This is a genomic window from Agrobacterium sp., from assembly GCF_059499945.1.
Genome location: NZ_JCABZP010000011.1, coordinates 97,508 through 119,669, shown reverse-complemented (window position 1 = coordinate 119,669; position 22,162 = coordinate 97,508). Strand labels below are relative to the sequence as shown.

Annotated in this window: 18 protein-coding genes; 11 read left to right on the top strand and 7 right to left on the bottom strand. The window is 59.6% G+C overall.

Annotation, left to right across the window (positions count from 1 at the left end; translation table 11 throughout):
• Positions 1–139: 139 nt before the first annotated feature.
• Entirely contained in the window at positions 140–1,336 is a 1,197-nt protein-coding gene (locus AC5I5B_RS09580) for a polysaccharide biosynthesis/export family protein (protein ID WP_020011828.1), read from the bottom strand.
• Positions 1,337–1,751: 415 nt separating this feature from the next.
• The gene (locus AC5I5B_RS09575; RefSeq protein WP_003506450.1) at positions 1,752–2,876 is read right to left on the bottom strand and encodes a glycosyltransferase family 4 protein; all 1,125 of its coding nucleotides are present in this window, start codon (positions 2,874–2,876) and stop codon (positions 1,752–1,754) included.
• Between the two features lie 503 nt (positions 2,877–3,379).
• On the opposite strand from AC5I5B_RS09575, the gene AC5I5B_RS09570 reads away from it, so the two are divergent.
• From AC5I5B_RS09570 to AC5I5B_RS09550, 5 genes are all read left to right on the top strand, one after another.
• On the top strand, positions 3,380–4,906 hold the full coding sequence (locus AC5I5B_RS09570; RefSeq protein WP_112356376.1) for an ABC transporter substrate-binding protein: 1,527 nt from the start codon (positions 3,380–3,382) through the stop codon (positions 4,904–4,906).
• Positions 4,907–5,012: 106 nt separating this feature from the next.
• Positions 5,013–5,954 (top strand): ABC transporter permease, encoded by a 942-nt coding sequence (locus AC5I5B_RS09565; protein WP_162724172.1) that lies wholly within the window; start codon positions 5,013–5,015, stop codon positions 5,952–5,954.
• Entirely contained in the window at positions 5,954–6,829 is an 876-nt protein-coding gene (locus tag AC5I5B_RS09560; protein ID WP_020808496.1) for an ABC transporter permease, read from the top strand. Before AC5I5B_RS09565 ends, AC5I5B_RS09560 begins: the two co-directional genes overlap by 1 nt.
• A gap of 1 nt (position 6,830) precedes the next feature.
• A complete protein-coding gene (locus tag AC5I5B_RS09555; RefSeq protein WP_087745585.1) occupies positions 6,831–8,054 on the top strand; it encodes an amidohydrolase/deacetylase family metallohydrolase in 1,224 nt (407 codons plus the stop codon).
• Positions 8,055–8,138: 84 nt separating this feature from the next.
• Positions 8,139–8,633, top strand: a complete 495-nt coding sequence (locus AC5I5B_RS09550) for a RidA family protein (protein WP_020808498.1) — start codon at positions 8,139–8,141, stop codon at positions 8,631–8,633.
• Between the two features lie 6 nt (positions 8,634–8,639).
• Here the strand turns inward: AC5I5B_RS09550 and AC5I5B_RS09545 are convergent, their stop codons facing one another.
• Positions 8,640–9,476, bottom strand: a complete 837-nt coding sequence (locus tag AC5I5B_RS09545; RefSeq protein WP_020808499.1) for an IclR family transcriptional regulator — start codon at positions 9,474–9,476, stop codon at positions 8,640–8,642.
• An 89-nt stretch (positions 9,477–9,565) separates the two neighbouring features.
• Between AC5I5B_RS09545 and AC5I5B_RS09540 the strand changes: the two genes are divergently transcribed.
• Both AC5I5B_RS09540 and AC5I5B_RS09535 read left to right on the top strand, forming a co-directional pair.
• The gene (locus AC5I5B_RS09540; RefSeq protein WP_111797176.1) at positions 9,566–10,762 is read left to right on the top strand and encodes an aminotransferase class V-fold PLP-dependent enzyme; all 1,197 of its coding nucleotides are present in this window, start codon (positions 9,566–9,568) and stop codon (positions 10,760–10,762) included.
• A gap of 203 nt (positions 10,763–10,965) precedes the next feature.
• Complete coding sequence (locus tag AC5I5B_RS09535) at positions 10,966–12,801, top strand: ABC transporter ATP-binding protein (RefSeq protein WP_112958626.1); 1,836 nt, start codon at positions 10,966–10,968, stop codon at positions 12,799–12,801.
• A gap of 6 nt (positions 12,802–12,807) precedes the next feature.
• Here the strand turns inward: AC5I5B_RS09535 and AC5I5B_RS09530 are convergent, their stop codons facing one another.
• Together AC5I5B_RS09530 and AC5I5B_RS09525 are read right to left on the bottom strand one after the other, a co-directional pair.
• Complete coding sequence (locus AC5I5B_RS09530) at positions 12,808–13,437, bottom strand: glutathione S-transferase family protein (RefSeq protein WP_112958627.1); 630 nt, start codon at positions 13,435–13,437, stop codon at positions 12,808–12,810.
• 1 nt (position 13,438) lies between these two features.
• Complete coding sequence (locus AC5I5B_RS09525) at positions 13,439–13,804, bottom strand: metalloregulator ArsR/SmtB family transcription factor (protein WP_112958628.1); 366 nt, start codon at positions 13,802–13,804, stop codon at positions 13,439–13,441.
• 211 nt (positions 13,805–14,015) lie between these two features.
• Between AC5I5B_RS09525 and AC5I5B_RS09520 the strand changes: the two genes are divergently transcribed.
• The 4 genes from AC5I5B_RS09520 to AC5I5B_RS09505 are packed head-to-tail and all read left to right on the top strand — an operon-like array spanning position 14,016 to position 18,868.
• Positions 14,016–14,867 carry an ABC transporter substrate-binding protein gene (locus AC5I5B_RS09520; RefSeq protein ID WP_112958629.1) on the top strand — a complete coding sequence of 284 codons (852 nt, stop codon included), beginning with the start codon at positions 14,016–14,018 and terminating at the stop codon, positions 14,865–14,867.
• Positions 14,864–15,991 (top strand): LLM class flavin-dependent oxidoreductase, encoded by a 1,128-nt coding sequence (locus AC5I5B_RS09515; protein WP_111780268.1) that lies wholly within the window; start codon positions 14,864–14,866, stop codon positions 15,989–15,991. Before AC5I5B_RS09520 ends, AC5I5B_RS09515 begins: the two co-directional genes overlap by 4 nt.
• Before the next feature lie 29 nt (positions 15,992–16,020).
• Positions 16,021–17,853 carry a TRAP transporter large permease gene (locus AC5I5B_RS09510; protein ID WP_112958630.1) on the top strand — a complete coding sequence of 611 codons (1,833 nt, stop codon included), beginning with the start codon at positions 16,021–16,023 and terminating at the stop codon, positions 17,851–17,853.
• Positions 17,854–17,869: 16 nt separating this feature from the next.
• Entirely contained in the window at positions 17,870–18,868 is a 999-nt protein-coding gene (locus AC5I5B_RS09505; protein ID WP_112958631.1) for a TRAP transporter substrate-binding protein, read from the top strand.
• A 69-nt stretch (positions 18,869–18,937) separates the two neighbouring features.
• Here the strand turns inward: AC5I5B_RS09505 and aztD are convergent, their stop codons facing one another.
• Entirely contained in the window at positions 18,938–20,188 is a 1,251-nt protein-coding gene (gene aztD / locus AC5I5B_RS09500) for a zinc metallochaperone AztD (RefSeq protein ID WP_112958632.1), read from the bottom strand.
• 295 nt (positions 20,189–20,483) lie between these two features.
• Complete coding sequence (locus AC5I5B_RS09495; protein ID WP_003506480.1) at positions 20,484–21,995, bottom strand: aldehyde dehydrogenase (NADP(+)); 1,512 nt, start codon at positions 21,993–21,995, stop codon at positions 20,484–20,486.
• Positions 21,996–22,162 lie beyond the last annotated feature (167 nt).

Here is a 22,162-nt window from a genome sequence, read left to right as displayed (position 1 = left end):
TGTCTTTCAGGGGGCAGACGGTTTCGGTCCGTGCCGAAAGCCCATGCTTGATCACTTCACCTTCGCCGCCGGTTCCGGCCAAAGAAAAAGCCGCCTCGTTTCCGGGGCGGCTTTGGTACAAGTGGCGAGAAACCGACGATCAGAAGGCCCGGATGGCGTTGCGCGTGGCAAGCACGTCCTCGGCAACATTGCCCGTCGTTGCCGGAACGGAGCCGACGAGATCCAGGAACTTGTAGAGTTCGGTGGCCTGCGAATTGGTGACGTAGATGATGTCGCGATCCTGCATCGGGAACTTGGTGGCGGCGAAGAAGGTCGACGGATCGCGCAGATTGGCGCGGAAGATGACCGGAACGTCCTGTCCGGGGAACTTGGACGTGTTGATGCCGAGCTTCACGAGAAGATCGCGCTTGACGATACGATAGACATAGACCTGGGCGGGGTCGGCACGGGAATCGAGCAGCCCGCCCGCTTTGCCGAGTGCATCCGAAAGCTTGAGATCGGCGTCCTCGAACTCGAAACGTCCATTCAGGCCCGAAGCGCCGAAGGCGAGATAGGTGCGGCGCTCACGCTCCACCATGATCGTGTCGCCCGGAACCACATAGATGTTTTCGGACGGCGTGCTGACGAGGTGGTTGTAGTTGACGCGCGCGGTCTTGCCGCGGCGGATCAGCGTGACATAGGATTCGATATTCGGGGCGCTAAGGCCCTTTGCATAGGAGATAACGTCGAGAACGCGATCTCCTGCTTCCGAAAGCTGAACCTTGGTCGGCTCCTTGACGTCACCCAGCACGGAGGCCTGCGCGGAGCGGCTGGAAATCTTGGTGATGAGAACCTGCGGCTCGATGGCGCGGTTGGCGAGCCGTTCCTCGATTTCGCTCTGGACATCCTCCACATTGCGGCCGGTGGCGCGAATCTTGCCCGCATAGGGAACGCTGATATTGCCTTCCCGGTCCACCGTCTGGTTCGGCAGGCTGATGAAGTTGCCGGGACGGCTGCCCGCGTCGTTCGGGATAAACAGGCCGCCGGCCTGGCTTTCAAAGATCGCGACCTGCACCACGTCGCCGACACCCATCGGCAGGGCCGGAACGCCGCCCTTGCCGCCGCCGAAACTGCCGAGCAGCGTCGTGGTTGTGGTATCGCCGACATAATTGAGAACGGCGCTGTTGATATCGAGCAGCGCATAGTCGACACCTGCGGTTTTCTGCTTGTCCTTGGAGGCGAATTTCACGGAAGCGTTAGATTCGATCGACGCTGCATCGGGCCCTGAGGCCGCTGTAACCGTGCACCCCGCCAGTGCTGCGGAGGCAAGCAGAATCGAAACATTCAATAAACGCATTTGGTCCTCGAAATGAATGCCGTCCGAAAAGCAGAAATAATCCGGACATCGTATAAGTTTTTAAAAATAAGCACTTCATAAATGACACCGGTAAAGAAAATCAAAACCGGTATTACATCCGTTTAGCGGAATCGCGTCCCGAGATGTTTACGCCTGCCAATCAGGCATATGCCCAGTTTCAGGCGATGCTTCAAGTTGATCATCGCTCAACTGCGCCGAAAAATTTCGGGCGAGGCACGATGTTTTAATCCCCTGATGGTGTCGGTATTGTTGTGCTTCAATATTCAGTCGGCTGCCATAATCTCTTTGATTACCGCATTGCGCTAGTGCAGTTTTGTCACGCTTGCGCGGTTTCTTTTGCGGTTGATTCAATTGAGTTCTAATCAATTGTTTTATAAATGTTTTTATTAGCTCGTCATGCCCGCTCAGCCAGCGCGAAATTCACGGTATCCGCAAATTCCCGCAGGAAACGCTCACGTGAGAAGCGAGCGGCATTGTTGATGCAGGCGTTCTTGTCGAAGCGATCGGAATTGTCGACGAATTCCTGTACGGCGGCGCAGATCGCTTCCGGTGTCTGCTCACCGAAATAAAGGCCAGTCGGATGGTTGGAGGCGCCGAGAGGAACGACGGTTTCCAGAACGCCACCTTTGCCATAGGCGATGACCGGTGTGCCGAGCGCCTGGGATTCGACGGGCACGATGCCGAAATCGTCTTCTGCCGCAAAGACAAAGGCCTTGGCCTCGGCCATATATTTGTGAAGCTCCTCATTGCCGACGAAACCGAGGATTTCGACATTCGGCGCGGCGATTTCGCGGATGCGTTTCATGTCCGGTCCGTCGCCGATGACGACCAGCCGTTTGTCCGGCATCTTTGCAAAGGCTTCCACGATAAGGTGCACCTTCTTGTAAGGCACCAGCCGCGACGCCGTGACGAAATAGTCACCCTTGAGGTCGGACGGGGAAAGATGGGACGTGTCCACCGGCGGATAGATCACGGTGGAATCGCGGCCATAACACTTGCGCACCCGGTTGCGGATGAATTTGGAATTGACCGTCATCAGGTCGACGCCGTTGGCGGTGCGGATGTCCCACATGCGGATATAGTGAAGAACGGCGCGCGCGATCCATGAGGCGAAGCCGCGCGTCAATCTGGTTTCCTTGAGATATTGGTGCTGCAGGTCCCAGGCGTAGCGGATGGGGCTATGGATATAGGAGACGTGAAACTGGCCCGGCCCGGTGATGACGCCCTTGGCGACCGCGTAGCTCGAGGAAATCACCAGATCATAGCCGCTCAGATCGAACTGTTCGATGGCGAGCGGCATCAGTGGCAGATAGGAGCGGTATTTTTTTCGGGCGAAGGGCAGTTTCTGGATGAAGGAGGTGTTGACGGGACGCCCGCCGAGAAACCCCCGGTCCCGCTCGCTCATGAAATCGACGAGGCAGTAGAGGTCCGCGTGAGGATAAATCTCAAGAAGGTTGTGAAGCACTTTTTCGGCGCCACCTCTGTCGGTGAGCCAGTCATGCACGATTGCCGTCTTCATAATTTCCTCAATAATTTCAACGTAATAAAAATTAATGTTCCGCCCTGGAATAAAGTTCGGCGGTGTAGAGTATCAGGTCTATGTGCAGCCTTTTAAAATACGGCTGGCGGCGGAGAATGGCGTAACGAATAATAAAAATGTGCTGGTATGTGTGTGGTGATCTGATGTTGGTCCGATCTTTAATAGCACTTTGTTCGCAAATGCGAAATATCCAACCTTCTTAATTCCCTTTCTTCCTTTACAGCCGAACGCTTGCCGTCATTCCCGCCGTCCCGGCTGGAAGAGTTGGATTTTTTGGTGCGCTGTATTTTGGGTAAAATCCCCATTTTTCCATCACCTTACAACCTGTTGCCGCCTCCCGCGCAAACCTGCCTCGCGTTTCGCCGATCACGGAAACTCATCGCCATGCCTCATTCTCATTGACACGGCGATGTATCAAGATATTCTGTTATAAAGATGCATATAACATAATAATGGAACACATAAGAGCTGGGAGCTTGACCATGAGACGTAAACTTGCATTTCTCGCCACTGTCGCTTTGCTGTTGGCACCTAACGTAATGATGGCCGCGGAGAAGGGCGGCGTCATCAATGTCGCGACGATCGGTGAGCCGCCGACACTTGATCCCATGGCGTCTACCGCCGATCTCGTCGGCATCGTCACGCAGCATATTTTCGAAACACTCTATACCTTCGACAAGGGCTGGAAGGTGACGCCGCTTCTGGCGGAAAGCCTGCCCGAGATCAGTGCTGATGGTAGAACCTACACGATCAAGCTGCGGCAGGGCATCAAGTTCCATGACGGCAGCGACATGACGTCCGAAGATGTCGTCGCCTCGCTTGGCCGCTGGATGAAGATCGCCTCGCGCGGCAAGCAGGCAGCCGGCTTCATCGAAAATATCTCCGCGCCTGACGCAGGGACGGTGGCGATCACCCTCAAGCAGCCCTATGCGCCGCTGACCTCGCTGCTCGCCTTCAACAATTCGGCGGCGATCATCCTGCCCGCTGAAAAGCAGGCGGAGCCAATGGCCGAATTCATCGGCACCGGTCCCTATATGCTGAAGGAACGCAAGGCCGACCAGTATATCCAGCTCGTCCGTTTCGACGGCTATAAGTCCCGCGACGGCGAAAGCGACGGTTATGGTGGCGCACGCCATCAATATCTCGATGAAATCCGCTTCGTTCCGGTACCCGATCCGAACACCCGCGTCGAAGCCGCTGTTTCCGGCCAGTATGACTATGTCGATTCCATTCCGGTGGAATCCTTCGACAAGGTGAAGTCGTCGGCGGCGTCGCAGCCGCTGATGCTGAAGCCTTTCGGTTTCCCGGTCTTCGTGTTCAACACCAAGGAGGGGCTTTCTTCCAAGCTTGAGGTCCGCAAGGCGGTAACCGAGGCGTTGAACATGGAAGACATGCTGGCAGCCGCTTTCGGCAGCAAGGATTTTTATGCGCTTGACGGCGCCTATTATCCCGACAATTTCTCCTGGCACACGGAAGACGGCGTCGAGGGCAACTACAATGTCGGCAACCCGGAAGCCGCTGCCGAAAAGCTCAAAGCGGCCGGTTATAATGGCGAGCCGCTGCGCATTCTCACTAGCCGCCAATATGAGTTCCACTACAAGATGGCGCAGGTTGCCGCGGAATATCTGAAGCTTGCCGGCTTCAAGGTGGATATGCAGGTGGTGGACTGGGCGACGCTGACGCAACGCCGCGCCGACCCGAAGCTCTGGGACATCTATATCAGCCACAGCCCCTTCCTGCCTGAACCGGCGCTGATGGGCGCGCTTTCGACCAGTTCGCCGGGCTGGTGGGACACGCCGACGCGCAAGGCTGCGGTTGACGCCTTCACCTCCGAAGCCGATCCGGACAAACGCATCGCGCTCTGGGCCAATGTGCAGAAGACGATCTATGCCGAGCTGCCGCTCCTCAAGATCGGCGACTTCAATGCCGTGGCGGCCAAGTCCAACAAGCTGGAAGGCGTCGATCCGGCTCCGTGGCCCTATTTCTGGAATGCCTCGGTCACGAAATAAGGCCAGGACGGCAATCGGGTGCCGGGCTGCCGGCACCCTTCAGCAGTTTCGCTTCAACTATCGCGCATGAGCAGTCCGCCGCTTGTGCCATTGGGAGCCCTTATTCGTGATACGGTATATTTTCCAGAGACTTGCCGGAATGGTCGTGGTGATGTTCCTCGTCGTCACCATTGTCTTCGTCATTCTGCGCGTCACACCCGGAGACCCGGCCGCCGTGATGCTGGGGCCGGATGCCTCGGCGCAGGACATAACGGAGCTGCGCACCCGGCTCGGTCTCGATCAGTCGCTTGGCGTGCAATATGTCTATTATATCGGCCAATTGCTGAAGGGCGATCTCGGCCAGTCGATCTTTCTCAACATGCCTGTTGGATCGGCCCTGCTGGACCGGGCGGAGCCGACATTCTTCCTGACGATCTTTTCGCTGCTGATCGCCAGCGTCATCGCGCTTCCGATCGGCATCTATGCCGCTTACCGGCGCGGTTCCTTCGTGGATCAGGCCGCCACCACCATTGCGATGCTGGCGGCGAGCATTCCAAGCTTCTGGCTCGGCCTCATCCTCATGCAGTTCTTCGCCGTCCGGCTCGATATGTTCCCGGTCTCGGGATATGGCGGTCCGGGCGCGAGCTTCCTCGAGCGCATGTATCACCTGACCTTGCCGGCAATCGCGCTCGGCCTCGTTTCCTCGGCCCTCATTCTGCGTTTCACCCGCGCCTCGATGCTGGATGTTCTCGGCGACGATTACGTCCGTACCGCCAGAGCCAAGGGTGTCAAGGAGCGGCGGGTGGTGATGAAACATGCGCTGAAGAATGCGCTCATTCCCATCCTGACCGTGCTTGGTCTCACCGCCGCCGTGCTGATTTCCGGCGCGGTCGTCACAGAAACCGTCTTCGGCCTGCCCGGCATCGGCAATCTCGTCGTGTCGGCCGTGTTGCGACGCGATTATCCGGTCATTCAGGGCGCGCTTCTCGTCATCGCCGGGCTTTACGTGCTCATCAATTTTGCAATCGACATGCTCTACCTGCTGGTCGATCCGAGGGTTCGTTACTGATGGCCGATATTGTTTCCACCGCCCCGCCGGCGCGCAACCCGAGCATCCTGTTCATTCGGCGTCTGCTGAAGCGCAAGACGGTTGCCGCCGGTCTCATCGTTTTGCTCATCTTCGTGCTGCTTGCGGTTTTCGCACCGATGATCGCGCCTTATTCACCGTCGAAACTGTCGATCGTCAATCGCCTGAAACCGCCGAGCGAACTCTACTGGTTCGGCACCGATGAGTTTGGCCGTGACGTCTTCTCCCGCACCATCTACGCTGGAAGACTGTCGCTTCTGGTCGGGGCCGCGGTGGTGGCGCTTTCGGCGCTGATCGGCATCACGCTCGGCCTGCTCGCCGGTTTCTTCCAGAAACTGGATACGCCGATCGCCCGGCTGATCGACGCCATGATGGCTTTTCCGGATATTCTGCTGGCGATTGCGCTGGTGGCAGCGCTCGGACCGTCGCTGACGACTGTCATCATTGCTCTTGCCGTCGTCTACTCGCCGCGCCTTGCCCGCATCGTGCGCGCCTCGACGCTGGTGATCCGCGAATTGCCCTATGTGGAGGCGGCCAAGGCGCTTGGCATTTCCACCTTCCACATCATGACGCGGCATGTGCTGCGCAATCTCGTCTCGCCGATCCTCGTGCAGTGCACCTTTCTGTTCGCCAGCGCCATGCTGGCCGAGGCCGGCCTTTCGTTTCTGGGACTTGGTGTCAGCCCTGAAATACCCACCTGGGGAACCATGATTTCCGCCGGCCGCCAATATATCGGTCAGGCGGACTGGATGACCTACTTCCCCGGCTTTGCCATCATTTTTTCCGTGCTCTCGCTGCAAATGGTCGGCGACGGGCTGCGGGACATGCTCGACCCAAGACTGCGAAGGGATTTGTAATATGACGTCCGGTGAACAGGCGAAAGCGCCTCTTCAAGCTCCCATTCTTCTCACCAATGTCAAACCCGTCGGTTTCGGAAAGGGGGCGTCCCAGGCCTCGACTGATATTCTGATCGGTGGCGATGGCAAGATTGCCGCGGTAGGCTCTGCGCTGCAGGCGCCCGCGGATGCGCAGCGTATCGACGCCAAGGGCGCCTTCATCTCGCCCGGCTGGGTCGATCTGCACGTCCATATCTGGCACGGCGGCACCGACATCTCCATCCGCCCTTCCGAATGCGGGGCCGAGCGCGGCGTGACCACGCTGGTGGATGCCGGTTCGGCGGGTGAGGCGAATTTCCACGGTTTCCGCGAATATATCATCGAGCCCTCGAAGGAACGCATCAAGGCCTTCCTCAATCTCGGCTCCATCGGGCTTGTCGCCTGCAACCGCGTGCCGGAACTGCGCGACATCAAGGATATCGACCTTGATCGAATCCTCGAATGTTACGCCGAAAACAGCGAGCATATTGTCGGTATCAAGGTGCGTGCGAGCCACGTCATCACCGGCTCCTGGGGTGTGACGCCGGTCAAGCTCGGCAAGAAGATCGCCAAGATCCTGAAAGTGCCGATGATGGTGCATGTGGGCGAACCGCCGGCACTCTACGACGAGGTGCTGGAAATTCTCGGCCCCGGCGATGTCGTGACGCATTGCTTCAACGGCAAGTCGGGCTCCAGCATCATGGAAGACGAGGACCTGTTCAACCTTGCCGAACGCTGCGCCGGTGAAGGCATCCGGCTGGATATCGGCCATGGCGGCGCATCCTTCTCCTTCAAGGTGGCGGAAGCGGCGATTGCGCGTGGCCTTTTGCCCTTCTCGATCTCCACGGATTTGCATGGCCATTCGATGAATTTCCCGGTCTGGGATCTCGCGACGACCATGTCGAAGCTGCTGTCGGTCGATATGCCCTTCGAAAAGGTGGTCGAAGCCGTCACCCGCAACCCGGCCTCCATCATTCGCCTCGATATGGAAAACCGCCTCGATGTCGGCCAGCGCGCTGATTTCACTGTCTTCGATCTTGTCGATGCCGATCTCGAAGCGACCGATTCCAATGGTGACGTGTCGCGTTTGAAGCGCCTGTTCGAGCCGCGTTATGCGGTCATCGGCGCGGAAGCGATCACCGCCAGCCGCTATATCCCGAGGGCGCGCAAGCTTGTGCGCCACAGCCATGGTTATTCCTGGCGCTGACCCCGACTGGAACGGCGGAGGGCATTGCCTTTCGCCTTCCGCAGACACGACGGGATACCCGTCCCGGCATTATGAGGAATTCGCGTGAAACAGTCTTCGCTTGATGCAGAAGAGCATCTTTCGCCCTATGACCGGCTTGCCGCGCTCGGCATCTCCCTGCCGCCGCCGCCGCCGCCGATTGCCAATTTCGTCACCCATGTGGTGGAAGGCAACATGCTTTACCTCTCGGGGCAGGGGCCGCGGGAGGAAAACGGCCATCTTTATGCCGGCAAGGTGGGCGCGGAAATCGGGCTGGAAGAGGCCTATAACCATGCGCGCCTCACCGGCATCAATCTGCTTGCCGTCATGCATGAGGCGTTGGGGGATCTGGCGCGGGTGAAGAAGGTGGTCAAGCTGCTCGGCATGGTCAATGCCGTCAGCGATTTCCGCGATCATCCGAGCGTCATCAACGGCTGCTCCGATCTCTTCATCAACGTGTTCGGCGATGCCGGGCAACATGCTCGTTCCGCCGTAGGTTTCGGCTCATTGCCGGGCAATATCACCGTCGAGATCGAAGCGATCGTCGCGCTCAAGGGGTGAGGCTATTTAATGGTTGCGCCAGCCCATCAGCTTTTCGATCCGTTCCGCCGAGACCCTGACCTGTTCGGTGTAGTGGTTCTCGTCCGCCAGCACCTTCTGTTCCGGCAGCACGATGGAGATCGTCGCGACGCATTCACCCCTGTTATCGCAGATCGGCGAGGCTATGCAGGCGACGGCGTAATCGGATTCGGCGACCTGTATCGACAGCCGGTCATGAAAGGCGGCCGCCGCCGATTGCGAGAGCGTCTCCGGGTTGATCTCCGCGCGGCCAGTCGGCGAAGAACGGGCGCAGCGCCGGAAAAGTTCGAGACGTTCCGCCTCCGGCAGATGGCCGACCAGCAGGCGGCCGGACGCCGTCCAGTTCAGCGGAACACGGGTGCCGACGCGGGACGCGACCTGGAAATGGCTCGGCCCATCGGCCATGGCCAGAACAAGCATATGGTCGCCGTCGCGACCGCAAAGCTGGACGGTTTCGCCAGCGTGGCGGCAGAGATCATGCATTTCATGCGTGGCAACACCCATGAAATCCAGCGAGCGGGCATAGGCAAGGCCGTAGTGATAAAGCCGCGCGCCGAGCCAGATGTTGCCGTCGGCATTGCGGGCCAGCATGTTCTTTTCGACGAGATCGTCGACGATCACATAGACGGTGGAAAGCGGCGCCTTGATTGCCTTGGCAATGGCGTAAGCGCCGGCGGGCGATCCGGTTTCGTAAAGATAATCAATAACCTGAAGAGCGCGGTCGATACCGCTGACGCGCGAGCGTTTGGCCGTCTTCGCGTCCGGGGTTTCTTCCGTGGGAGACACGGCGGTTGAAGGCATTTCGTCCAGCTTATGGGCGTCCAATTTCCGGCTCCTCATGAATTTTGAGAAGCTATTACATTATTATGGCATATATGTCGATGCCCAGCGCATCGCAAAGACAGGAGAAAGACATGACCGAGGATATCAGAAGCAGGATCGGCCTTCGCCCGGTCATCAACGTCTCGGGCACCATGACCTCGCTGGGCGCGTCGATTGTCGTTCCCGAGGCCGTTCAGGCCATGGCGACCATCCTGCCGCAATTCGTCGAAATCAATGATCTGCAACGCAAGGCGAGCGCGATCATTGCAAGGCTGACGGGCGGCGAGGCCGGTTTCGTCACGGCGTCCTGCTCTTCCGGGATAAGCCTTGCGGTTGCGGGGGCCATCACCGGCAACAATCTCCTGGCCATCGAAAAGCTGCCTGATACCGCACCGGAAAAGAACGAGGTGCTGGTGCAGATGGGGCATGTGGTGAGCTACGGCGCGCCGGTGGATCAGGCAATCCGGCTCGCCGGTGGCAAGGTGGTCCTGGTCGGGCAAGCGACATCCACCCACCGGTTCCACATGGAAAACGCCATCACCGAAAAGACGGCGGCGGCGGTTTATGTCATCTCGCACCATGTTGTTGATTACGGCCTGCTGCATCTTTCCGAATTTGTCGAGATTGCCCACGCCAAGGGCGTGCCGGTTATCGTTGATGCGGCTTCCGAATATGATCTGAAGCTGTTTCTGGCAACGGGCGCGGATGTCGTGCTCTATTCCGGCCATAAGTTCCTCGGCGGCCCCACCTCCGGCATCGTGGCAGGAAGTAAGGAGTTGGTGCGCAACGCCTTCCTGCAGAATATGGGCATCGGCCGCGGCATGAAGGTCGGCAAAGAAAGCATCTACGGCGTCATGGCGGCGCTGGAAGCCTGGGAAAAGCGCGACCATGCCGGCATCCGTGAGCGTGAGACCGGCTATCTCAATCTCTGGAAGGAAACGCTGGATGGTCGTCCGGGTGTGACGGCGCTGATCGAGCCGGATCCGACCAATAACCCGCTCGACAGGCTGCGCGTTATCATCAATGCCGAGGAAGCGCATATCACCGCCTGGGACCTGACAACGGCACTAGCGAGAGGCAATCCGCCGATCATTACCCGCGACCACGAGGTGGAGCATCGCTATTTCTATCTCGACCCATGCAACCTTCATCCCGGACAGGAAACCATCGTGGCTTCGCGTCTGGCGGAGGAACTGGACAAGGCGCGCGCCTCCAACGAGGTGATTGCTACTCCGTTCGACGACCGCAGCCGCCACCGTTTCGACGGCATGCTGCGCTGGCCGGATTAAGTGAAGCGAGCGGGTGCCACTTGTTTCTTCTCCCTGAGGGGGACAAGGTCGCGGCAGTGGGATGAGGGGGCAAGGGTCGTGAGATACGGCAACGTTGCCCCCTCATCCGACCCTTCGGGCCACCTTCTCCCCCTTGGGGAGAAGAAACTCGCGGCAACTGCCCGCCCAAGCATTGCAACCAGAATAAATAGAAGGGAACGATCATGACCATGCCGCAGGCAGCACCCTTTGGTGCCAATGAGCCGGTGCTTTCCGTCCGCAATCTCACCACGTCTTTTCACGTGGATGGCGGCTGGAAACCCGTGGTTCGTGATATTTCCTTCGATGTCGGGCCGGGCGAGACGGTCGCGATCGTCGGTGAAAGTGGCTCGGGCAAAAGCGTCACCTCGCTCTCCATCATGCGGTTACTGGATCGTGAAAGCAGCAGGGTTCAGGGCGAAATCCTGCTTGGCGGACGCAACCTGCTGTCGCTTTTCGAAGATGCCATGCGGCAGGTGCGGGGCAACGAGGTGGCGATGATCTTCCAGGAGCCGATGACCAGCCTCAATCCGCTATTCACCATCGGTGACCAGATTTCCGAAGCCTTGTTGTGCCATCAGCCGATGTCCAGGGCGGATGCGCGGACTGAGACGATCCGCCTTCTCGAAAAGGTCCGCATTCCCTCAGCCGCATCGCGTTTCGATGAATATCCGCATCGCTTTTCCGGCGGCATGCGCCAGCGCGTGATGATCGCCATGGCGCTTGCGTCCCGGCCGAAACTCCTGATCGCCGACGAGCCGACGACTGCGCTCGATGTGACCATTCAGGGCCAGATACTGGACCTCATCAAGACGCTTCAGGAAGAGGAAGGCACGTCGGTTCTGTTCATCACCCATGATATGGGTGTGGTGGCTGAGATCGCCGACCGCACCGTCGTCATGTATCGCGGCGAGCAGGTGGAAGTCGGCGCGACGGCCGATATCTTCCATCGCGGCAAACATCCCTATACCCGCGCGCTTTTGTCCGCCGTTCCGGTTCTGGGTTCCATGACGGGTGAGGAAAGACCGCTCCGGTTTCCCATCGTCAACACCACCACAGGCGAAACGCAGCAGCCGGCGCGCCCGGGCGATACCGTCGACGCTAGCGCCCAGCCAGTGCTCAAGGTGGAGGGGCTGACCAAACACTTCGATATTCACTCCGGTTTGTTAGGCCGGCTCAGCGGTCGCGTGCATGCGGTGGAAAACGTGTCCTTTGATCTGCGGGCCGGCGAAACATTGTCATTGGTCGGCGAAAGTGGTTGCGGCAAATCGACGACGGGACGAGCCATCATGCGGTTGATCGAGCCGACTGCCGGTTCGGTGGTGGTCAATGGCGAGAATATTCTCGCTCTCGACAAATCAGGCATGCGCGAGATGCGCAAGACGGTGCAGATGATCTTTCAGGACCCATATGCCTCGCTCAATCCGCGCATGACCGTGGGTGCGGCGATTGCCGAACCCTTTCTGGAACACCGCATGGGAAGCGCCCGTGAGGCGAAGGATGTGGTGGCCGATATGCTCAAAAAGGTTGGTCTCTCGCCCGATATGGCGGTGCGTTACCCCCACGAATTCTCGGGCGGTCAGCGGCAACGTATCTGCATCGCCCGCGCGCTAGCGCTCCAGCCGAAGGTGATTGTCGCCGATGAGAGCGTTTCGGCGCTTGATGTTTCGATCAAGGCGCAGGTCATCAACCTGATGCTGGATTTGCAGCAGAGCCTCGATCTTGCCTTCCTGTTCATCAGCCATGACATGGCGGTGGTGGAACGCGTCAGTCACCGTGTCGCGGTGATGTATCTCGGCGAAATCGTCGAGATCGGCCCGCGCGCGGCGGTGTTCGATAATCCGCAGCATGACTATACCCGCAAGCTGATGGCTGCCGTGCCGGTGCCGGACCCGGACCGCAGAAATACCCGGCGAAATGCCGCGAATGACGAGCTGAAAAGCCCGATCCGCGCGGTCGATTACGTGGTGAAACCGCGTGAGTATCGCGAGGTCTCGCCCGGCCACCTTGTCGCCTGCTGAAGCAGGTTAAAGACCCGGTACGTCGGAAGTCGCGAAAGGCACGCGGTAACCGCGCTGGAAGGTTTCGCGTTGTCCGAGCTGGCGATACCACTGCTTTACCGCCGGGAAATCATTGAGGTCGATTTTATGGCGAGGGAAACGCGAGACCCATGGCCAGATGGCAATATCGGCTATGGAAAAATCATCGCCGACAAACTCCCGCTCGGTCAAACGGTCGTTCAGCGTCAGATAGAGGCGCTCCGTATCCGAGGCGAAACGCGTCTCGGCAAAGGGTGCTTTTCCGGCATTGTAGGTCAGGAAATAATGGGCGTAACCGAGCGTCGGGCCGAAGTTGGCGGCCTGCCACATCAGCCATTCGGTGACTGTCAGCCGTGAGGCGGCAGAGACGGGCTTGAGCCGCCCGGCCTTTTTGGCGAGATAGATCAGGATCGCGTTCGATTCCGTCAGGATGGTGCCATTGTCGCGATCGACGATCGCGGGGATTTTCGAGCCGGGATTGATGCGGGTATAGTCGGCTGAGAATTGCTCGCCTTTTTCGATGTCGATGGCGTGGCTGACATAGGGCAGGCCGAGTTCTTCCAGCGCAATCGAGATTTTCAGGCCGTTGGGAGTGATCCAGGTGTAAAGGTCTATCATCCTAATCGAACATCGCCTCGTCTAACGGCAAAGCCCGCCTGCTTTTCTTGCCGGTCACGTCGGAAAGGTCAGTATAAAGACCGCGCAATGTCAGAACCAGCTGGACGATGCGCGGATCGGTGACGCGGTAGATCACCTGTTTGCCTTCCCGCGAGCCTTCGATCACGCCGGCGTCGCGTAATTCGGCAAGCTGCTGGGAAAGCGTTGGCTGCTGGATGCCGAGTTCATATTCCAGCGCGGAAACGGAAGCTTCCGTTTCCATGAGATAACAGACGATGGCCAGGCGATTGGCATTGGCGACCAGCTTCAAAAGCTCGCTCGCCTCCACCACGCTGCGGCAGATGAGATTGGAAACCGGTTTCGTCACGACTACAGGCCCATTTTTTAAACTATAAAAAAGTAAATTGTATGGCGATAAATTTCAATGGCTTGATTAGGGTGAGTTTGACAGGATCAAGCGTTTTTTAAAATCTACAGGATTGGTAGATTTCTCTTTCGCTTTCTCGCAGAGGATCGCCAAAACGTTCCTCGAAAACATTCTATAAAAAAGTAGATTGATTGCGAAATGAGGTGTCGACATGAAAATCGGGGTCCATCCCAACAATCTGCATTTGCGGCTCGCCCGGCTCTGGCCCGGCGCCTTTGAGGAATTCGGTCCGGAATTCGTGCCCTATCGCGAGGGGCGCGATACCGCGGCGCTTCTGGAAAAGGGCGAAATCCATTTCGGTGGCACGGGCTCGACGCCGCCAATCGAGGCAGATGCGCGCGGGCTTTCCGCGGCCTATATCGCGGCTTCTGCGCCGAGGCCAGCAAACGGCGCGATCCTCGTGCGGCGCGACAGCCCGATCCGTTCCGCCGCCGATCTCGAGGGAAAGCGCATATCGCTGATTGACGGCTCGTTTCACACCTATCTTCTGGCGCGCAGTCTGGAAGGGGCCGGGCTTGGTCTTGCGGATGTGACACGCATCGAAAGCGGCGACAGCGATAGCCTGCGCGACCTCGTGGAAGGCCGCGTCGATGCCTGGGTGACGATGTTGCCACGGCTCGAAAAAGCTCTTACTCATGACGGGATCAGCCTTCTGGTCCGCTGCGGCTCCACCATTCCCAACCGTTCGCTGTTCTGGACGCTTGCGCGCCACAATATTGCGTTGGAGAGCCGAGAGGCGATTGCGGTCGAACTCGACCGCATCGGCCGGGCCGTCATGGCGGATATCGACAGGGCGGCGGCGCTGCTCGCCGCCGAACCGGGTAGCGAGGGCGACGCTTCATCCTGGGCGAAGGTACTGCGCTCGCGCGATCTTTCCGTGGTGCCCGCCACCGAGAATATCCTTGCCGAACAGCAGGAGGAGGCCGATACGCTTTACAGGCACGGTCATTTTTCTTTACCGGTTCAGACGGGTCAATCAGCCAGCGCGGGAGGCGACAGATGAATATTTTCTGGTACATGTGCGCGCCCGATGGCGCTTATCCCTGGCAGCCGGAAGGGTCCCGCAAGGTCGATCTCGGTTATTATAAGCAGCTGGCGCTTGCTTACGACCAGCTTGGTTACACCGGCGCCCTTTTTGCCACCGGGGCGCATGACGTCTGGGTGCTGGCGGGTGCGCTGCTCTCCTATACCGAGCGGCTGAAACTGCTGGTCGCCATTCATCCGGGCCTGATCGCGCCGACGCTGCTTGGCAAGATGGCGGCGACGCTTCAGGAGTTTTCGCGCGGACGCCTGCTGATCAATGTCGTTTCGGGCGATGCGAAGATGCTCGGCGCCTATGGCATGACCATGCCGCATGACGAGCGTTACGAGATGGCGGATGAATATCTGCAGATATGGCACCGGCTTTTCGCCGGTGAGACGGTCGATTTCAAGGGCCAATATTTCCAGACGGAGGGCGCAAAGCTCGCTCTGCCAGTGGGGCAGGGCATAGAGCCGCCGCCGCTCTGGTTCGGCGGTTCGTCGGATAAGGCGATCGACGTTGCCGCCAAACATGTCGAGACCTATCTCTCATGGGGTGAAACGCCGGACCAGATCGGTGCTAAGGTCGATCTGGTCAAGGCGCGCGCGGAAAAGCTCGGCCGCGAGCTGGAATACGGCATCCGCCTTTATGTCATCGTGCGTGATACGGATGAAGAGGCCTGGGCCGCCGCCGCCGATCTCTATGGCCGTATGGATGCGAACGCGATTGCTGCAAACCAGCGTTTCGTCGGCAAGACGGATTCCGTCGGCCAGCAGCGCATGACGGCAATGCATGGCGGGCAGAAGCCTGAGAACCTGCGCGATCTTGAAATCGCGCCCAACCTCTGGGCCGGCATCGGTCTTGTTCGGCCCGGGCCGGGAACGGCGATTGTCGGTTCGCCGGATACTGTCATCCGCACGCTGGAGGCCTATAAGAAGGCGGGCGTGAATACCTTTATTCTGTCCGGTATGCCATTGCTGGAAGAGGCCTTCCGTTTCGGGGAAAAGGTTCTTCCGCGTCTCGATGTATCGCGGGAAGTCTCATCGGCCAAACAATTCACCTGGTCGACCTTGTTCGATCGCGACCTCTCGGCAAAGGCCTCCTGAGCATGGCTTTGGGAGTGGAGAAGAAAGACATGACGGCAAGTCCGGCAACGATATCAGCACAAAGGCGCATCGGCCCGCAACGCGTGGCCGAGCGTGTGCTCGCCGTTCTGGACAAGGCGCTCGGTGCGGTCGCCGCCGCCATCCTTGCCACACTTCTTGCGGTGGTGCTGGTCAATGTCACCCTGCGTTATCTGTTTCACACCGGCTTCATCGGTGCGGAAGATCTCGGCATCTGGCTGCATGTGGCGATGATCGCGGTTGGCGCGCCGCTCAGTCTCAAAAGCGCGCTTGCCATGCGGCTCGACGTTTTCGTGCGATTTTTGCCTGAGCGTTTTCACGCAGCCACCGAAGTTCTGGCGGATGCCTTCTCCTTCGTCGCAGCGCTCATCCTCGCTTTCGGCGGGGTTGAGATCGCGGCGATGCTGGGCGGCACCTCGCCGACACTCGGTCTGCCGGAATGGGTGCGTTTCGGCTTTCTGGGTGCAGGTGGCGCGCTGATCCTTCTCTATCTGGCGCTACAGCGCGTTAGTGAAGGCAAGGTGTTTGCCGTTCTCGCGTCGCTCGCCATCGCAGTCGTGGCCTATGTCGGCCTGCCGGAAGTTTTTGTCGATACGACCCTGCCGCCAAGCCTGTTTCTGGCGCTGACGGCAGCGGTGGGGCTGGTGCTGGCAGCACCGCTCGCCCATGCCTTCCTCGCCGCAGCTTACGTGGCGATCGCCTTCGGCAGCACCTTGCCGGAACCGGCCATCGTTTCCTCGACGGTAACCGGCATGTCGAAATTCCTGCTGCTCGCCATCCCCTTCTTCCTGCTGGCCGGAAGCCTGCTGACGGAATCGGGCGTTGCCAACCAGCTGGTCCGCTTCGCCGCCGCCATGGTCGGACATCGGCGGGCGGGACTGGCGCAGACGACGCTTCTGACCAGCGTGCTGTTTTCCGGCGCATCCGGCTCCTCGGTCGCCAACGCCGCCTTCGGCGCTTCCACCTTCCAGCCGGAGCTCGTCAAGCACGGCTATCCGCCGGCGCAGGCGGGTGCGATTATTGCCGCCACCTCGGTGCTCGACAATGTCATCCCTCCCTCCATCGCTTTCTTGATCCTTGCCACAGCCACCAATCTGTCGGTCGGCTCGCTGCTGGTGGGCGGCTTCTTTGCCGGCGGGCTGATGGCGATCTGCCTTGCGGTGGCGATCCATTTGAGCGTGCGCAGCGTCGATACCCTGCCGCGCGCCACGGGAGTTGAACGCTGGCGCTCCGCCATCGCCGCCATACCCGCCTTCGGCCTCGGCGTCATCGTGGTGGTCGGCATCCGCATCGGTATTGTCACCACCACGGAAGCGGCCGCACTTGCAGCACTCTACACGCTGCTTCTCGGCTTCGGGTACCGGGTGGGCGCGGGGCGTATCTTCGCAACTTTCCGGCAATCAGCCGGTGAGGCGGCGGCCATCGGTCTCCTTATCGGAACGGCAGGCCCCTTCGCCTTCCTTCTGGCGGTCGATAATGTCTCCGGCCTGGTCACGGATTTCGTGACATTGCTTGGCGGCAGCAAGATCGCGGTGCTTCTGCTTTCCAACCTCATCCTGCTCGTGGTGGGGCTGGTGCTGGATATCGGTGCGGCCATCCTGCTGTTTGGACCGATCCTGTTGCCCGCAGCCGTTGCCGCCGGTATCGATCCCATCCATTTCGGCGTCATTCTGGTGGTCAATCTGATGATCCATGGCCTGACGCCGCCGCTTGGCATGCTCATCTTCGTGGTCAGCGGTGTCACCCGCATTCCGGCGACGGCGCTATTTCAGGCCGTCGTTCCCTATCTCCTGTCCCTTCTCGTTTCCCTCGCCATTCTGTGCGCCTGGGCCATTGTCTTCTAAATCCGGGGTTTTATTCATGACTATTATCGATCGTCGCAATCTCCTGAAACTCTCTGCCGTAGGTGCAGCGACGCTTGCCGCGCCCGCTTTCGTGCGCACTGCAAGTGCCAAGACCCGTAACATTACGGTCGCTTCCCTGTTCGCCGACGACAAGCCGGAGACGAAAATCTGGGTGAAGATCAGCGAGCTGGTGGAGGCGAAACTGCCCGGCCGTTTCCGCTTCAATATCGTCAAGAGCGGCGCGCTGGGCGGCGAAAAGGAAGTGGCGGAGAATATCCGTCTCGGATCGGTTCAGGCGAGCCTCTCCACGGTTTCCTCGCTTTCCGGCTGGGTGCCGGAACTACAGATCCTCGATCTGCCCTTCCTGTTCCGCGATGCCGACCATGTGCGTAAGGTGGTGACGGGCGAAACGGGCAACGGGCTGAAGACGAAACTCACCGCGCAACAATTCGTCGCCGCCGATTTCATCAATTACGGCGCACGCCATCTGCTGACCAAGGAACCGGTGATCCGGCCGGAGCAGCTGGAAGGCAAGAAGATCCGCGTCATCCAGAGCCCGCTGCACACCAAGCTCTGGAGCGCCTTCGACACCACGCCGGTCGGCATTCCAATCACCGAAACCTATAATGCGCTGGCGACCGGCGTGGCTGACGCCATGGACCTCACCAAATCTGCCTATGCCGGCTTCAAGCTTTACGAGGTCGTGCCTTATATGACCGAGACCGGCCATATCTGGGCCTCGGGCGTCGTCTATTACGGCGCGACCTTCTGGAACCAGCTGGATGATGAGGAAAAGAAGGTGCTTTCGGAAGCCTCCAGCGAAGGTGCGCAATATTTCAACCAGCTGATCGTTGAAGACGAGACGAAGTCCGTCGAGCTTGCACTCTCCAAGGGCGGCAAGGTGCTGCAGCCGGAAGCGCTGGATGAATGGCGCAAGGGTGCTCAGGGCGTCTGGCAGGATTTCGCCGGCATCGTCGGCGGTATCGAGAAGATACAGGCTGTGCAGTCTGCCTGAGGATACGTCTCTTCAAAATTAGAAAACCCCATGCGTCTGTCGGGCGCACGGGGTTTCTTTGCTTTGGTATCAATGCGAAGCGCCGGAGCCGCCGACGGCGACGATGGAATAAGGCTGGCCTTCCACTGCGACCGTGCGGGTTTCCTTCAGGCTTTCCCCATCTACCACGCGGATGAGTGAATGGCGCGGATCGGAGATCGCGACCTGTCCATCGGCAACGGCCAGACGCGGGCGCGGATCACGCCAATGGCCGTCCTTGCTGTAGGGCTCGGTGACCTTCGCCTTGCGGGTGATCGCGCCTTCCAGCACGTCAAGCACGTGCAGGTCGCCGTCTTCGGTCAGAATATAGGCGTTGCGCGGATTGGCGGGATCGAGAATGAAATCCACGCGCCGGGTCGGCAGCTCCACCAGACGGAAGGCGTCCTTGCTATCCGGATCGATCAGGACGACCTTGTCCTCACCGTAATTGCCGAGAAAGAACTGCATGGATTTGCCGCCAAGCAGTGTGCCGGTATAGGCTTTCGGGAAATCTTCCGGATAGGCCAGCATTTCAAGCTTCGGACCATCGGTGCCGCCGGGGCGGGCAACGAGAATGCCTTCCTTGCAACCGAAGGCGACAAGCCGTGCGGACGTCGCCTCGCCATGCAGGTCGGTGCATGCCGCCTGCTCGCCAACCTGCTTGCCCTCCCTGTCGAGAACGCGCAGTCCGATGCGCGGCGGCAGTGTATCGGGTTTCGTTTCGATCTCGGTATTCGGCACGGAAACCAGAACGAAGCGCCCCAGCGTCACCGCCACGCCATGATGCGGCGCTGTCGTGTCGACGGTGCGGACCTTGGCCTTGCCGTCAAGCAATGCTCCCTCGTCGATTATCTCAGCCTTGCCGCCACGGTCATAAAAGAGGATCGCATGGTCATCATGCGGCACGACGTGGAAAGGGCGCTTGCCTTCGAAGGTGACGGGCAGAAGCGCGGCATCCTCCACATTCAGATCGCGATGCTCACCGTGATCGGAAAAAACGATGCCGGTCTTGATCACATGCACCATGTCGGCATCCGATTGCGTCGCGAAAACCGTCTTGCCGGAGGCGCTGGCGGTCAGCGCCGCATAGCCCTTCAGATCGTAGCGCCCGAGCTCCTTGCCGGTTTCGAAATCTATTGCGCGCACCACCGGCTGGCTGTGATCGGCAACGAATAGCCGCCATTCCTTGATGCTGTCACTGCTTTCTTCTGCCAGCGCCATGCCTGGAACGAGCGGCGTGGCAAGCGCAAGGCATGTGGCGAGTGCGCTCATACCGAAATGGTGATGAAGGGAAAATCTCATGGTGTTCCTTCCAGACGTTGTCATCCTCATACGGGTTCGAACCGATAGCGGGTCTTTGAGAATGAGTGTAATGTTATTACGTTACGAGAGGCGTATTAGCATTATGCGCAGGGTCCATGTCAACCGACGTGGACGTCGTACTGCTGAAAATCTGGAAAGTGTGTATCGGTGAAGCGTTGAAGCTTCCGTGTCAGGCCGCAAACGCGACGTCATCCTCGGGCTTGACCCGAGGATGACGGAAGCGGAGGTTCCGGCGCTGAAGGCAGGCGCATTGCCGCGCCTGCCTTTTCAGTGATTAGCGAATGTCTTCCGGCAGAACATCCGAAGGAATGTTCTGATAAGAGACCGGGCGCATGAAGCGGCGGATCGACATGGTGCCGACCGAAGTTGCGCCGAAGTTCGTGGAGGCCGGGTAGGGGCCGCCGTGAACCATGGCTTCGGAGACTTCAACGCCGGTCGGGAAGCCGTTGGCGAGAACGCGGCCCGCCTTGCGTTCCAGGATCGGCAGCAGCTTGCGGCCGAGTTCGGCATCGCCGGCATCGAGATGCAGGGTTGCCGTCAGCTGGCCTTCGAAGCTCTTGGCGACTTCGATCATTTCTTCTGCGCTTTCGACCGTGACGATCAGGCCGAGCGGTCCGAAGACTTCTTCTGCGAGTGCATGGTTGGCAACCCAGTCCTTGCCGGCAACACGGTAGAGATAAGGTGTTGCATTGCGCAGGTTGCAGGAGGTCGTCAGCACGTCGCGCACGCCGTTGCCGGCAGCGATGCGGTCGCGGCCATCACGATAGGCCGAAGCGATGCCATCGGTCAGCATGACCTGCGGGCCGACTTCGGAAAGAGCAGTACGCGCGGTTTCCGCGACCGTGTCTGCCTGCGAGGCAAGAACGACGGCAATGCCCGGATTGGTGCAGAACTGGCCGGCACCCATGGTGAGCGAACCCGCCCAGCCCTTGGCAATGGCTTCACCGCGAGCAGAAACGGCTTCCGGCAGCAGGAACATCGGGTTGACCGAACCGAGTTCGCCGAAGAAGGGGATCGGCTCGGGGCGCTGGGCGCAGAGGTCGAACAGCGCGCGGCCGCCGGCGAGCGAACCGGTGAAACCGACCGCCTTGATGCGCGGATGCTGCACGAGCGCGGAACCGACATCGCGGCGGCCGCCCTGGATCAGCGAGAAGACGCCGGGATGCAGATTATGCTTCTTGACGGCGGCGAGAACGGCTTCGGCAACGATTTCGCCGGTGCCGGGATGGGCGGAGTGACCCTTGACAACCACTGGGCAACCAGCTGCCAGAGCCGCTGCGGTGTCACCGCCGGCCGTGGAGAAGGCGAGCGGGAAGTTGGAGGCGCCGAAGACCGCAACGGGGCCGATCGGACGCTGCATCAGCCGGATATCCGGGCGCGGCAGGGGCTGGCGATCCGGCAGCGCTTCGTCATGGCGACGGTCGAGATAGTCGCCCTTGCGGATATGCGAAGCGAAGAGACGGAGCTGGCCAACGGTGCGGCCGCGTTCGCCCTGCAGGCGTCCTGCGGGCAGGCCGGTTTCGGACGAGCCGATTTCGGTGATGGCGTCGGCGCGGGCTTCGATCTCATCGGCGATGGTGTCGAGGAATGCGGCGCGCTCTTCGCGGGTGGTGTAACCGTAGCTCCAGAAAGCTTCTTCGGCAGCTTCACAGGCCGCATTCACCAGATCGACGGTGCCGACCGAAAAATCGAAAGCTTCGCCATGTGCAGGCTCGCTGCGGAATTTTGCTTCCGTTGCGACCCATTCTCCTGCAACCAGATGTTTGCCGTGCGGCTTGAAACTCATTGTGCTCTTCCCTGAAAATCTGATCCTGTGTGGAAAATCCACCCGACACCGTGACGCCAGACCGAAAAGCGACAGCGCAAACGCCATCAGCCGCGATCCTCGCCCGGTTGCCTTCTGCCTTAGCCCGTGTGGGGCTTGAGCGAAAGCCGGTTTTTCAACTATCTGAC

What these genes read in the sequence shown, in the direction of transcription:
- AC5I5B_RS09495 (WP_003506480.1), bottom strand. Translation starts at nt 21,995, where the DNA reads ATGAGTTTCAAGCCGCACGGCAAACATCTGGTTGCAGGAGAATGGGTC.
- AC5I5B_RS09520 (WP_112958629.1), top strand. Translation starts at nt 14,016, where the DNA reads ATGAAAATCGGGGTCCATCCCAACAATCTGCATTTGCGGCTCGCCCGG.
- AC5I5B_RS09510 (WP_112958630.1), top strand. Translation starts at nt 16,021, where the DNA reads ATGACGGCAAGTCCGGCAACGATATCAGCACAAAGGCGCATCGGCCCG.
- AC5I5B_RS09535 (WP_112958626.1), top strand. Translation starts at nt 10,966, where the DNA reads ATGACCATGCCGCAGGCAGCACCCTTTGGTGCCAATGAGCCGGTGCTT.
- AC5I5B_RS09505 (WP_112958631.1), top strand. Translation starts at nt 17,870, where the DNA reads ATGACTATTATCGATCGTCGCAATCTCCTGAAACTCTCTGCCGTAGGT.
- AC5I5B_RS09570 (WP_112356376.1), top strand. Translation starts at nt 3,380, where the DNA reads ATGAGACGTAAACTTGCATTTCTCGCCACTGTCGCTTTGCTGTTGGCA.
- AC5I5B_RS09540 (WP_111797176.1), top strand. Translation starts at nt 9,566, where the DNA reads ATGACCGAGGATATCAGAAGCAGGATCGGCCTTCGCCCGGTCATCAAC.
- AC5I5B_RS09575 (WP_003506450.1), bottom strand. Translation starts at nt 2,876, where the DNA reads ATGAAGACGGCAATCGTGCATGACTGGCTCACCGACAGAGGTGGCGCC.
- AC5I5B_RS09515 (WP_111780268.1), top strand. Translation starts at nt 14,864, where the DNA reads ATGAATATTTTCTGGTACATGTGCGCGCCCGATGGCGCTTATCCCTGG.
- AC5I5B_RS09580 (WP_020011828.1), bottom strand. Translation starts at nt 1,336, where the DNA reads ATGCGTTTATTGAATGTTTCGATTCTGCTTGCCTCCGCAGCACTGGCG.
- AC5I5B_RS09530 (WP_112958627.1), bottom strand. Translation starts at nt 13,437, where the DNA reads ATGATAGACCTTTACACCTGGATCACTCCCAACGGCCTGAAAATCTCG.
- AC5I5B_RS09560 (WP_020808496.1), top strand. Translation starts at nt 5,954, where the DNA reads ATGGCCGATATTGTTTCCACCGCCCCGCCGGCGCGCAACCCGAGCATC.
- AC5I5B_RS09555 (WP_087745585.1), top strand. Translation starts at nt 6,831, where the DNA reads ATGACGTCCGGTGAACAGGCGAAAGCGCCTCTTCAAGCTCCCATTCTT.
- aztD (WP_112958632.1), bottom strand. Translation starts at nt 20,188, where the DNA reads ATGAGATTTTCCCTTCATCACCATTTCGGTATGAGCGCACTCGCCACA.